The 12,673-nt window shown below is 62.6% G+C and carries 4 protein-coding genes and 2 tRNA genes; 1 reads left to right on the top strand and 5 read right to left on the bottom strand.

Annotated elements, in window-relative coordinates; all coding sequences use genetic code 11:
* Positions 1–145 precede the first annotated feature (145 nt).
* From IRZ56_RS22625 to phnN, 3 genes are all read right to left on the bottom strand, one after another.
* Entirely contained in the window at positions 146–8,269 is an 8,124-nt protein-coding gene (locus IRZ56_RS22625; RefSeq protein WP_196146983.1) for an Ig-like domain-containing protein, read from the bottom strand.
* Between the two features lie 858 nt (positions 8,270–9,127).
* Positions 9,128–9,202, bottom strand: a tRNA-Arg gene (locus IRZ56_RS22630).
* A gap of 172 nt (positions 9,203–9,374) precedes the next feature.
* A complete protein-coding gene (gene phnN, locus IRZ56_RS22635) occupies positions 9,375–9,986 on the bottom strand; it encodes a phosphonate metabolism protein/1,5-bisphosphokinase (PRPP-forming) PhnN (RefSeq protein WP_196146984.1) in 612 nt (203 codons plus the stop codon).
* Between the two features lie 347 nt (positions 9,987–10,333).
* On the opposite strand from phnN, the gene IRZ56_RS22640 reads away from it, so the two are divergent.
* On the top strand, positions 10,334–10,660 hold the full coding sequence (locus tag IRZ56_RS22640) for an Arc family DNA-binding protein (protein WP_003254499.1): 327 nt from the start codon (positions 10,334–10,336) through the stop codon (positions 10,658–10,660).
* 94 nt (positions 10,661–10,754) lie between these two features.
* Here IRZ56_RS22640 and mgtE read toward each other — a convergent pair whose 3' ends face one another.
* Together mgtE and IRZ56_RS22650 are read right to left on the bottom strand one after the other, a co-directional pair.
* Positions 10,755–12,197 carry a magnesium transporter gene (mgtE, locus tag IRZ56_RS22645; RefSeq protein WP_196146985.1) on the bottom strand — a complete coding sequence of 481 codons (1,443 nt, stop codon included), beginning with the start codon at positions 12,195–12,197 and terminating at the stop codon, positions 10,755–10,757.
* A 385-nt stretch (positions 12,198–12,582) separates the two neighbouring features.
* Positions 12,583–12,659, bottom strand: a tRNA-Arg gene (locus IRZ56_RS22650).
* Positions 12,660–12,673: the final 14 nt, after the last annotated feature.

Consider the following 12,673-nt stretch of genomic DNA (forward strand, 5'->3'; position numbering starts at 1 on the left):
CTGAAGAGCCTTTTTTCAGCACAAAAACAAACGCCCCGAACAAGTCGGGGCGTTTGGTCTAGGGCCTATCAGTGTGTTTTCACACAGTCTGAGACGGCCCCTTTCACGATCTGCCGCCCCTTGCGGGACTGCGCGGCAGGTTTCATCAGACCACGACCTGAACGGTGTTGTCCTCGATCAACAGGGTGCTGCTACCGAACGTGTAGACGTCGTAGGTCACACCGTCGATCAATTGGGTGGTGCCGGTATTGACCGCCCCCACCACGTTCAGGGTGTCGTTGTTTTCACCGGTGATCTGCAACGTGTTGTTGGCATCGGTGATTGCATCGACCTCGGCGGCAGTGAGGGTGACCACACTTCCCGAGTCTCCCTTGCCCAGGTCGATACGCTCGATATTGCTGAGCGTGCCGACTCCCACCGCGTTGTAGTCCAGGTCGATGCCGTTGGCGAGCAACAGCGTGTCGAACCCGGCACCGCCGTCGATGCTCACGAAGTCGGTCGCAGTGACCTGCACGGTATCGTTGCCATTGCCCGCGACCACGTGATCGCCAGTTCCCACGTTGAAGATCAGGTCGCTGCCATCGCCACCGTTGATGTGCTCCGAACTGCCGCTGGCGCCGGACAGGACATCATCGCCTGACGTGCCGTTGACATCGATCTGGCCGATGTTCAGCGACAGCCCGTTGGGCGTCAGCGTGATGCCGTACGCCGCACTGTCGTTGCCGTTGGAGTCGGTGGATACCAGGTTGAACGAGAGCTGCGATCCGAGGTTGAGGATGTCGGTGATGTTCAGACCCAACTGGGTAAGGATGGTCGGGCTGAGCAGGTTCAAGGAGAAATTGCCGCTCGAATCCGCCTGGATCGGCAACAGTTCCACGTTCAATGCCGGCGTGATCACACGGATCACCACGCTGGAATCAGGCTCGGTGGTACCACTGAAGCCAAACCGCGGGTTCAGTGGGTTGAGGCTGACATCCAAGCCAAAGTTGCCGATGGTCACCGGCTGCTCGATGCTGGTACCCAGCCCGATGGAGGCCACGTTGCTCGGGTTGCCGGCCGGGTCGCGGCCAACCACCGAGACTTGGGCGTTGAGCAGTTGGTCCCAACCGAAGTCGATGTCCAGGTCGGTCAGCAGGTTCAGCGACGCCAACCCGCTGTTGTCAGCCGTGACGGTCTCCGAGACAGTCACTCCACCCACGTCCACGGTGACGGTCAGCTCTGTACCCGGCTCCGCGGAAATGGTCAGGATATTGCCCACCAACGACAACACAGGTGTAGCCGGCGGAATCGTATCGATGGTGAACGGTACCGGTGTCGATACGGTGCCGCCATTGATATCGGCGGTGACCGTGGAAGCACCTTCAGGGAACGGCCCTTGGCCACCGGGTGGCGTCAGAGTCAGGGTGACATTGCCCGCCGCGATATCGCCTGCGGTGAGGGTATGGCTGACCTCGGCCTCGTAGCCGTTCTGCCCGGCGAACTTGACGGTGACGACCTGACCAACCTGCATGGTTGGACGCACCGTCACATCCACCTGGATGCCATCGCCGATTTCGGTTGCGTTGATCCAGGTATCGGCGGCCTCCGGCACGGAGAGGGTCGGCGGCGCCAGGTCCGGTGCGTTGATCGTGGCTGGACCACTGACATTACCTGCAGCATCCACGGTAACGCCGGAAAGCAGCTCACCGGTAATCAGCGGTGGCGCGAACGGCAAACTGAAGTTGCCGGCACCATCGACGGTCGCAATGATCGGGTTGGCGGTATCGCCGGCGATGACGATGCGCACCTGGCTGTTGGGCTCGGCGGTACCGGTCAACAGCGCACCGTCGGCACTGATGCTCAGCAGCGGTGCCGAAGGCGCAACCGCATCGACGGTGGTGCTGGCCGGGCCGCTGGTATTGCCGGCCGGATCCTGCGCCACCGCATTGACCACGGTGCCATTAGGCAGCGGCGTGCCAGGGGTGAAGCTCCAGTTGCCGCTGCCATCGGCGGTGGTTTCGCCAATCGGGTTGCCATTGCCGTCGGTGAGGAGCACCGTGGCGCCGACTTCGGCGGTGCCGCTGATGATACTGCCATTGCTCGCATTGACCACAGGTGTCGCCGGCGCCACCGCGTCGACGGAGGTACTGGCCGGGCCGCTGGTATTGCCGGCTGGGTCCTGGGCCACCGCGTTGACCACGGTACCGTCGAGCAACGGCGTGGCCGGGCTGAACGTCCAGTTGCCGCTGCCATCGGCGGTGGCCTGGCCAATCGGGTTGCCGTTGCCGTCGGTCAGGATCACCGTCGCCCCCGCCTCGGCGGTACCACTCAGGACGGTGCCATTGGTCGGATCTATCAGCGGCGTGGCCGGTGCCACGGTGTCGACCGTGGTGCTGACCGGGCCGCTGGTGTTGCCGGCCGCATCCTGGGCCACGGCATTGACTACCGTGCCGTTGGCCAGTGGCGTGCCTGGTGTGAAGCTCCAGTTGCCGGAACCATCGGCGGTGACCTGGCCGATCGGGTTGCCGTTGCCATCGGTGAGGGTTACCTGGGCGCCGGCCTCAGCGGTACCGCTGATCACGGTGCCGTTGCTCGGATCCAGGACAGGTGCCGCTGGCGCCACCGAATCCACCGTGGTGCTGGCCGGTCCGCTGACGTTGCCAGCCGGGTCCTGGGCCACGGCATCGACCACAGTGCCGTTGGCCAACGGAATACCCGGCACGAATACCCAATTGCCACTGCCGTCTGCGGTCGTCTGGCCGATCGGATCACCGTTGCCATCGGTGAGGATCACCGTCGCGCCAGCCTCGGCGGTACCGCTGAGGACAGTGCCATTGCTCGGGTTGATGACCGGCGTAGCAGGCGCCACGGCATCGACGGTGACGCTGGTCGGGCCGCTGGTGTTGCCAGCCGGGTCCTGGGCCACCGCGTTGATGACGGTGCCGTTGGCCAGGGGCGTGGCAGGCGTGAAGCTCCAGTCGCCGTTGCCATCGGCCGTAGCCTGGCCGATCGGGTTGCCACCACCGTCGGTGAGGATGACCGTGGCACCGGCTTCGGCGGTGCCGGAGATGTCCACGCCGTTGCTCGGGTCCACGTTCGGCGCGGCCGGGGCCACGCCGTCCACGGTGATGACCGCGGGGGCGCTGTCGACGTTGCTGGGGTTGCGGGCCACCACGTTGACCACCGTGCCGTCCGGCAGCGGGATGCCGGGGGTGAACGACCAGTTGCCACTGCCGTCGGCGGTGACTTGGCCGATGGGGTTGCCGTTGCCATCGGTGATGATGATGGTGTTGCCCGCATCGGCGGTGCCGCTGATCACCGAGCCATTGCTCGGGTCGACCTGCGGGATCGATGGCAGCGAGGTATCCACGGTGGTGGTGCCTGGCAGACTGGTGTTACCTGCCGCATCGGCAGCCGTGGCATTGACCACGGTGGCATTGGGCAGTTGTGCGCCTGGGGTGAAGCTCCAGTTGCCGCTGCCATCGGTGGTGGTTTGGCCAATCGGGTTGCCGTTGCCATCGGTCAGGGTGATGGTGCTGTTCGGCTCGGCGGTGCCGTTGACCAGGTTGCCATTGGTGGGGTTGACCACCGGCGTCGCTGGTGCGACGGCATCCACCGTAGTGCTGCCTTGCGGGCCGGTGTTGCCCGCCGGGTCCTGGGCCACGGCGTTGACTACGGTACCGTCTGGCAATGGTGTGCTCGGGGTGAACGACCAGTCGCCGTTAGCATCGGCAGTGGTTTCGCCAATGGGGTTTGCGCTGCCATCAGTGAGGATTACCTTGGCCCCTGGTTCCGCGGTACCACTGATCGAAGTACCGTTGCTCGGGGAGACTACCGGCGCTGCCGGCGCGACCGAATCCACGGTCGTGGCCGCTTGCGGCCCGGTGTTGCCGGTCGGGTCGGTCGCGGTGGCCACAATGACGGTGCCGTTGGGTAACGGGCTGGCTGGCGTGAACGACCAGTTGCCGCTGCCATCGGCGGTGACCTGGCCGATCGGGTTGCCGCCGGCATCGGTCAAGGTCACGGTGGCGCCGGGTTCGGCGGTACCGCTGATGGTCGTGCCATTGCTTGGGTTGATCACCGGCGCAGGTGGCGCGCTGGAGTCCACGGTCACGGTGGCCGGCGGGCTATCGTTGCCAGCAGCGTCCTGGGCCACCACGTTGACGACGGTACCATTGGGGACCGGCGAGCTCGGAGTGAAGCTCCAGTTGCCGGACCCATCGGCTGTGGTTTCGCCGATTGGGTCGCCGTTGCCGTCGGTGAGAATGACCTTGCTGCCCGGCTCGGCGGTGCCGGTGAGGGTGTCGCCCTGGGAGAGGTTGACGGTAGGCGTTGCCGGCGCGATGCCGTCCACGGTCACTGAGCCCTGCGGGCCGGTGTTGCCGGCCGGGTCGGTTGCAGTGGCGTTGATCACGCTGCCATCAGGAAGCGGGATGGCCGGGGTGAACGTCCAATTGCCGCTGCCATCGGCGGTCACTTCGCCGATCGGATCGCCGTTGCCATCGGTCAGGGTCACGGTGCTGCCAGGCTCGGCAGTGCCGCTGATGGTGCTGCCGTTGCTTGGATTGATCACTGGCGCTGCCGGTGCCACGGCATCGACCGTGACGGCGGCTGACGAGCTGGTGTTGCCCGCCTCGTCCAGGGCCACGGCTTCGACCACCGTGCCATGGGGCAGCGGCGTGGCCGGGGTGAACGACCAATTGCCACTACCATCAGCGGTCGCCTGGCCAATCGTGTCGCCATTGGTGTCCAGGAGCAGCACGGTGGCGCCAGGTTCGGCGGTACCGCTGAGTTCCGCGCCATTGCTCGGCTCGATGACCGGCGCGTCGGGTGCCACGGCGTCCACGGTGATGCTGGCCGGGGCACTGTCGATATTGTTGCCAGGGTTGCGTGCCACGACATTGACGACCGTGCCATCGGGCAGCGCAGTGCCCGGGTTGAACGACCAATTGCCGCTGCTATCGGCGGTGGTCTGGCCGATCGGGTTGCCGTTGCCGTCGGTGATGATGATCAGGTTACCTGCATCGGCCGTACCACTGATCATCGCGCCGTTGCTGGCGTCGACCTGCGGAACGTTCGGCACCGAAGTGTCGACGGTTGCGGTGCCCGGGCCGCTGGTGTTGCCGGCCGCATCGGTGGCCGTGGCATTGATCACGGTGCCGTTGGGCAACTGAGTGCCAGGGGTGAAGCTCCAGTTGCCGCTGCCGTCGGCGGTGGCCTGGCCAATCGGGTTACCGCTGCCGTCGGTCAGGGTGATGGTGCTGTTCGGCTCGGCGGTGCCGCTGACCAGGTTGCCGTTGGTTGGATTGACGACCGGTGCCGCAGGCGCGACCGAGTCCACCGTGGTGGAGCCTTGCGGGCTGGTGTTGCCGGTCGGGTCGGTGGCCGTGGCATTGACCACGGTGCCGTTGGGCAAGGGTGTGGCCGGCGTGAACGACCAGTTGCCGCTGCCATCGGCAGTCACTTCACCGACCGGGTTACCGTTGCCATCGGTCAGGGTCACGGTGCTGCCCGGTTCGGCGGTGCCGCTCAGGGTATCGCCCTTGCTCGGCTCGATCACCGGTGCGGCCGGGGCCACGCTGTCCACGGTGACAGAGGTCGGGCCGCTGCTGTTGCCGGCCGGGTCCTGGGCCACGGCATTGACCACGGTGCCGTTGGGCAGCGGAGTACCTGGGGTGAACGACCAGTTGCCGCTGCCGTCGGCAGTGGTTTGGCCGATCGGGTTGCCGTTGCCGTCGGTGAGGATGATGGTGGCGCCGGCCTCGGCGGTACCGGTGATGTCCGCGCCATTGCTCGGTTCGACGACCGGTGCCGCAGGTGCCACACCGTCCACGGTGATGATGGCCGGTGCGCTGTCGACATTGACAGGGTTACGTGCCACCACGTTGATCACAGTGCCATCGGGCAACGGTATGCCTGGGGTGAACGACCAGTTGCCACTGCCGTCGGCGGTGACCTGGCCGATCGGGTTGCCATTGCCATCGGTGATGATGATGGTGTTGCCCGCATCGGCGGTGCCGCTGATCACCGAGCCATTGCTCGGGTCGACCTGCGGGATCGAGGGCAGCGAACTGTCCACCGTAGTCGTGCCTTGCGGGCCGGTGTTGCCGGCCGCATCGGTGGCCGTGGCGTTCACCACGGTACCGTTCGGCAGTTGCGTGGCGGGGGTGAACGTCCAGTTGCCACTGCCATCGGCGGTCACCTCGCCAATCGGGTTGCCGTTGCCGTCGGTCAAGGTCACGGTGCTGTCGGGCTCGGCGGTACCGTTGATCACGTGGCCATTGGTGGGGTTGACCAGCGGCGCTGTCGGCGCAACGCCGTCGACCGTGGTGCTGGCTTGCGGGCCGGTGTTGCCCGACGGGTCGGTAGCGGTGGCGTTGACCACAGTGCCGTCAGGCAGCGCGGTGCCCGGGGTGAACGACCAGTTGCCGCTGCCATCGGCAGTGGTTTGGCCGATCGGGTTGCCGTTGCCATCGGTCAGGGTCACGGTGCTGCCCGGCTCGGCGGTACCGCTCAGGGTGGAGCCGTTGCTTGGGTTGAGCACAGGGGCGCCCGGGGCTACCGCGTCGACGGTGATGGTGCCCTGCCCGCTGGTGTTGCCGGTCGGGTCAGTTGCGGTGGCGTTGACCACGCTGCCATTAGGCAACGGGGCGCTCGGAGTGAACGACCAATTGCCGCTGCCGTCGGCGGTGGTCTGACCAATCGGGTTGCCGTTGCCGTCGGTCAGGGTCACGGTACTGCCCGGCTCGGCGGTGCCGCTCAGGGTAGTGCCGTTGGTCGGGTTGACCACGGGTGCGGCCGGTGCGCTGGAATCTATGGTGACGCTGGCAGCAGGGCTGGTGTTGCCTGCGGCGTCCTGGGTCACGACGTTGACGGCCGTGCCATTGGGCAGCGGCGTAGCTGGGGTATAAGTCCAGTTGCCGCTGCCATCGGCGGTAGTTTCGCCAATGGGGTTGCCGTTTCCGTCGGTGAGGATCACCTTGCTGCCCGGCTCGGCAGTACCGGTGAGCGCGGCGCCATTGCTCAAGTTCACGGTCGGGGTCGCAGGCGCGACGCCATCCACGGTGGTGCTGGCTGGCGCGCTGGAGTTGCCCGACGGGTCGGTGGCAGTGGCATTGACCACGGTGCCGTCAGGCAGCGCCGTACCCGGGGTGAACGACCAGTTGCCGCTGCCGTCGGCGGTGGTTTGGCCGATCGGGTTGCCGTTGCCATCGGTCAGGGTCACGGTGCTGCCCGGCTCGGCGGTACCGCTCAGGGTGGAGCCGTTGCTTGGGTTGAGCACAGGGGCGCCCGGGGCTACCGCGTCGACGGTGATGGTGCCCTGCCCGCTGGTGTTGCCTGCAGGGTCCTTGGTCACGACATTGACCACCGTACCATCCGGCAGCGGAGTGCTCGGCGTGTAGGTCCAGTTGCCATTGCCATCGGTGGTGGTTTCGCCGATGGGGTTGCCGCTGCCATCGGTGATGACCACGGTGCTGCCCGGCTCGGCGGTGCCGCTGATGGTGGTGCCATTGCTGGGGTTGACCACCGGAGCGTCGGGGGCTACGGCATCGACGGTGACCGTGGCTTCAGGGCTGGTATTGCCAGCGGCGTCCTGCACGACCACCTTGACCACCGTACCGTCGGGCAGCGGGGTGTCGGGCTTGAAGGTCCAGTTGCCATTGGCATCTGCAGTGGTTTGGCCGATCGGGTTACCGTTGCCGTCGGTGAGGATCACTTTGCTGTTCGGTTCGGCGGTACCGCTGAAGCTCGAACCGTTGCTCGGGTTGATCTTCGCAGCGTCTGGAGCGACGGTGTCCGGGGTGGTACCACTGTCGCTGCCACCGCCGCCGCCACCGCTGTTACTGGCAAGGGCAATACCGCCGCCAACGATAGCCACGCCAGCGAGCAGTGCCCCACCAGAGACGCCGGCCGCGCCGGCGGCTGCTGTCAGGGATTCGAAACCAGCCGCACCTTCCTGGGGAACGTAATTGGCGGCGATCACACCGTCAGTATCCGCAGCGGCAAGATCGACCGCTACCAGCTTTTCATCTTCCCCGACCAGGAACAGTTCGCTAGGCGCCTGGCCTTCTGCGTAGAAGTTGGCGATGCGCACGGCTTCGCCATTTTTCAGGTGTACGACAAGATCGGAGCCTTGGCGGGAATATTCGGCTACCGCGTCCGGTGAAATTCCGAGTGCAACGTTACTGCTTTGAGTAAGGGTGAGCTGGCCATCCACCGCTACTGCCGGGGCATCTGCAAGGGCGTGTGAAGGTTGGGTGGAAGCAATAACTTTCGCTTGAAGCGACATTCAAACTTCTCCTTGTATTGGCGCGACATGGCAAGGGCCAATCGGCATCCATTGCGAACCCTCAAGCGGGAGACCGTACCGGGAACAAGCCAATATCCTGTGCCCATAGCGCAAGTCTGCTGACGTTGCTATCCGAACCAAAACTCCTGGCAGCCGGACACAATTACGCCCCGCACTGAAACGCTCAAACAGTCGCTTGTATATAAAGTCCAGATCACACAACGAGTCACGTACAGCCCTTGACATAGGCATGCCCGAACCCGAACGCGTTGAACAACTCGATCATTCCCCGCCAACATCCGTTGGTACTCGAACCGTTCCCTTTCCCCTCCTGCACGAACCGGGTGTAGTTGGTTATATATAGGACTAATCGCTTCTATATATATCCCTCTCTCACCGTAAACTTCGATACAGCATAAGAAAGAGCAAACCGAACGAAACGTCAAGGCTCCGAATGAAAAACCTTTTTTGCGAGAACACCGATGCTGATGGGGCTACGAGGCTAGGGCCGCCAAGACATACCTGACAGCGGAAAGCGACACCCGATTGGCATTAACCGGAAATATATAACTCACTTAGTAACTAATCCGGAGGACGAAATACGAAGACACTTGAAACACAGGCTGACCGTATACAGAGCGATTGCGACGTCATTCACATTTTTTACGACACACCCGCACGCCCCTCGAAAAACCGACTTGCCCAGCGGATAAAAAAGATGTTATCCAAACAAGGCCCATGGACGGGAAACTTCGACTTCGAATAAATCACATAATTAAAAAGGTTCTGGCCTGGGCGCTACCGAACAAGAGCGTGAAGAGGGCACGGAGGAAACATGACGGGAGTGAAACATGACGATGGCGTCCCCGGCAGGAATCGAACCTGCACCAAGGCCTTAGGAGGGCCCCGTTCTATCCATTAAACTACGAGGACGGATAGTGCGGCTCCCAATGAACATGTCATGCAAGGGAGCTTGATGTGACGTCCCGCGGGCAGGGCTGCATGCAAGACGGCGAGCATCTTAACCAGCGACCGACCGTTTGTCATGCCTCAATCCATGTTTTACCTGTAATCCTTTTCGGCATTTCCAGGCTCATTGCCACAGCTAACCGCCGGGTGCGTGGGCAGCCCTGGCGATCAGCCCTTCGTCGGCCAGGAGCTGAAGCAATGCGGCCACGGTCGTGGTCAGCGACAGCGAATTATCCAACACATGCACATCCGGTTCGTCATGACGCTGCAACCGTGCATTGCGCTCGAGCCGCTGCTCGACTTCCTCGGTTGTTTCCCGCCCCCTGGCAAGCAGGCGTCGCTTCAACACCTGTGGAGCGACGTCCAACCGGATAGCCAACAGGCCTGGATAGCGTCGCCGCGCTTCAGGCAGGTAACCGCGGGAACCGTTCACCAGCACATGGCGACCGGCTGCCAACCATTGATCCACCTGCACCGGGATACCGTACTGCAACCCATTGGCCTGCCAATGCATCGCAAACGCGCCCGCCTCGCGCATTGCCTCGAACCGCTCGGGGCTTACCCCATGAGCTGCCTCCCCCTTGGATTCGGCCGAGCGCGTGATCACCCGCCTGGCGATTTCGATGCCGTGGGCCAGCAATTGCGTACGGGCTGCATCGATCAGGGAATCTTTTCCCGATCCGGAAGGTCCAATCAGAAATATCAGGCGACCTGCCGTGTGGGACGTGCTGCTTGCGTCATATCGCATAGCCACTATGCTCAAGTGAGGAAACCTGCGTATTTTAGGGATTTTCCATGGCTTTTGCTGATTTTTAACAGCTTTTGACGGCAATCAGCCGACAGCATGGTGAGTCGAAAAAAGGCGAAACTTTTCAAACCAGTCCTCATTTCTGATAATTGGTACTGGCAAAAAGCCTTTATTCGGATCACTATTTGTCACAGAATTGACGCCAAGGAAACGCCGGCCTTAGGGCAAGATGAGCACCCAAATGAGATCCCGGTTGAACATTTTGGTGTCGCCACGGTCGTACCACCACCACCGTGCGGCCAATTTGAGAACCGCTCCCCCTGAACCAGAAAAACCGGTCAATGTATATGCGCCCAATGAAACAGGCTATCTATTCGAGCCGCACCGCTGACAAGTTCGTCGTCCGCCTGCCAGACGGAATGCGTGAGCGCATTGCCGAGGTAGCGCGCAACCACCATCGCAGCATGAACTCCGAAATCATTGCACGCCTGGAACAAAGCCTTATCCAGGAAGGTGCATTGGGCGACGAGCTCAGCATGCGCCTGGACAGCCCTGAGCTGAGCCTGCACGAGCGGGAACTGCTGCAACGCTTCCGCCAACTCTCCCATCGCCAGCAGAACGCGCTGGTTGCCTTGATCGCCCACGACGTGGAAATGGCTGCAGACGCTTCCTGAGGTTTGCACCGACCACAAAAAAAGCCAGCTGCTGCTGGCTTTTTTTGTGGGCGAAACATTCTGCACGCCCCCCCCCGTAGGAGTGGCCTTTGGTTCAGAGCAGGAACAGCGTAGCCAGGCCTAGGAAGATAAAGAACCCGCCGCTGTCGGTCACAGCGGTGATCATCACACTCGAGCCCATCGCCGGATCGCGCCCCAGACGTGTCAGCGTCATCGGGATCAACACCCCCATCAGTGCGGCCAACAGCAGGTTCAGGGTCATCGCGGCGGTCATCACCAGGCCAAGCGACCAACTGCCATATAGCCAGAAGGCCACGGCACCAATCACTCCACCCCAGATCAGACCATTGAGCAGCGATACTGCCAGCTCCTTGCGCATCAACCGGCTGGTATTGCCGGGCGACACCTGATCCAGGGCCATGGCACGCACGATCATGGTGATGGTCTGGTTACCCGAGTTGCCACCGATACCCGCCACGATCGGCATCAATGCCGCCAGGGCGACCAGCTTCTCGATGGAGCCCTCGAACAGACCAATCACCCGGGAGGCCACGAAGGCGGTGATCAAGTTGATGGCCAGCCAGGCCCAACGGTTGCGCAGCGAACGCCAGACAGAGGCGAAGATATCCTCTTCCTCGCGCAGACCCGCCATGTTGAGCACTTCGCTCTCGCTTTCCTCACGGATCAGGTCGACCATTTCGTCGATGGTCAAACGGCCGATCAGGCGGTCACCCTTATCGACCACCGGCGCGGAAACCAGGTCATAGCGCTCGAACGCTTGGGCGGCATCGTAGGCATCTTCCTCGGGGTGGAAAGTGACCGGGTCATTGGCCATGACTTCAGCGACTTTCTTTTCCGGGTCGTTGACCAGCAAGCGCTTGATGGGCAATACGCCCTTGAGGATGCCGTCGTAGTCGACCACGAACAGCTTGTCGGTATGGCCGGGCAGCTCCTTGAGCCGGCGCAGGTAGCGCAGCACCACTTCCAGGCTGACGTCCTCGCGGATAGTCACCATCTCGAAGTCCATCAGCGCACCGACTTGTTCCTCGTCGTAGCTCAGGGCTGAACGTACACGTTCGCGCTGCTGGGCATCGAGGCTCTCCATCAGTTCATGGACAACGTCGCGAGGCAGCTCCGGCGCCAGGTCGGCCAGCTCGTCAGCGTCCATTTCCTTGGCGGCAGCGAGCAGCTCGTGATCGTCCATGTCGGCGATCAGTGTCTGACGCACCGCGTCGGATACTTCCAGCAGGATGTCGCCGTCACGCTCGGAACGTACCAACTGCCAGACCGTCAGGCGGTCGTCCAGCGGCAGGGCTTCAAGGATATAGGCGATGTCGGCGGGGTGCAGATCGTCGAGCTTGCGCTGCAGCTCGACCAGGTTCTGGCGGTGGACAAGGTTTTCCACCAGGTCGTGATGATGACCTTCCTGACGATGGGTCAGGTCCTCGACCACCCGTTGGCGCTGCAACAGTTCGATCACCTGGGCCAGGCGATCCTGCAGGCTCTCTTGGGCTTTCTTTACTTCGACTTCGGTCATAGGCGAACTCCACTCCCAGCAGCGGAGCACGCCGGGAGAATCAATCGGTCAGATCTAGCTTGGCAAATCGTGTTATCGAGTAACTACTGGGTAAGTCCATGGTGGTATTCCACAAGCCCCGGCGGGGCTGACGGGCGCAATCATACACTGCATCAGCTGTCAGATCGCTTAAAATTTTGGCCAGAACAATCGTTTGCGCGTTAAAGCTATGACAACGCTCGAAGCCATCAGTGCGACGGTGGCGCGGCGGAAAAAAGCACATCGCTTGCGCTGAGGATGCTTGGCTGTTGATGCAGCAGTTACAGCTGAGCTTAGTTCGACATCACTGACAAATCAGTGATAACGAAAAAGAAAAAGCCCGCTCATTGAGCGGGCTTTTTTGGTGTGGCGGACTCAGGAGGATTCGAACCTCCGACCGCTCGGTTCGTAGCCGAGTACTCTATCCAGCTGAGCTATGAGTCCGTAGGTGGTATTTT

This window comes from Pseudomonas guariconensis (genome assembly GCF_015680235.1).
Lineage (GTDB): Bacteria > Pseudomonadota > Gammaproteobacteria > Pseudomonadales > Pseudomonadaceae > Aquipseudomonas > Aquipseudomonas guariconensis_A.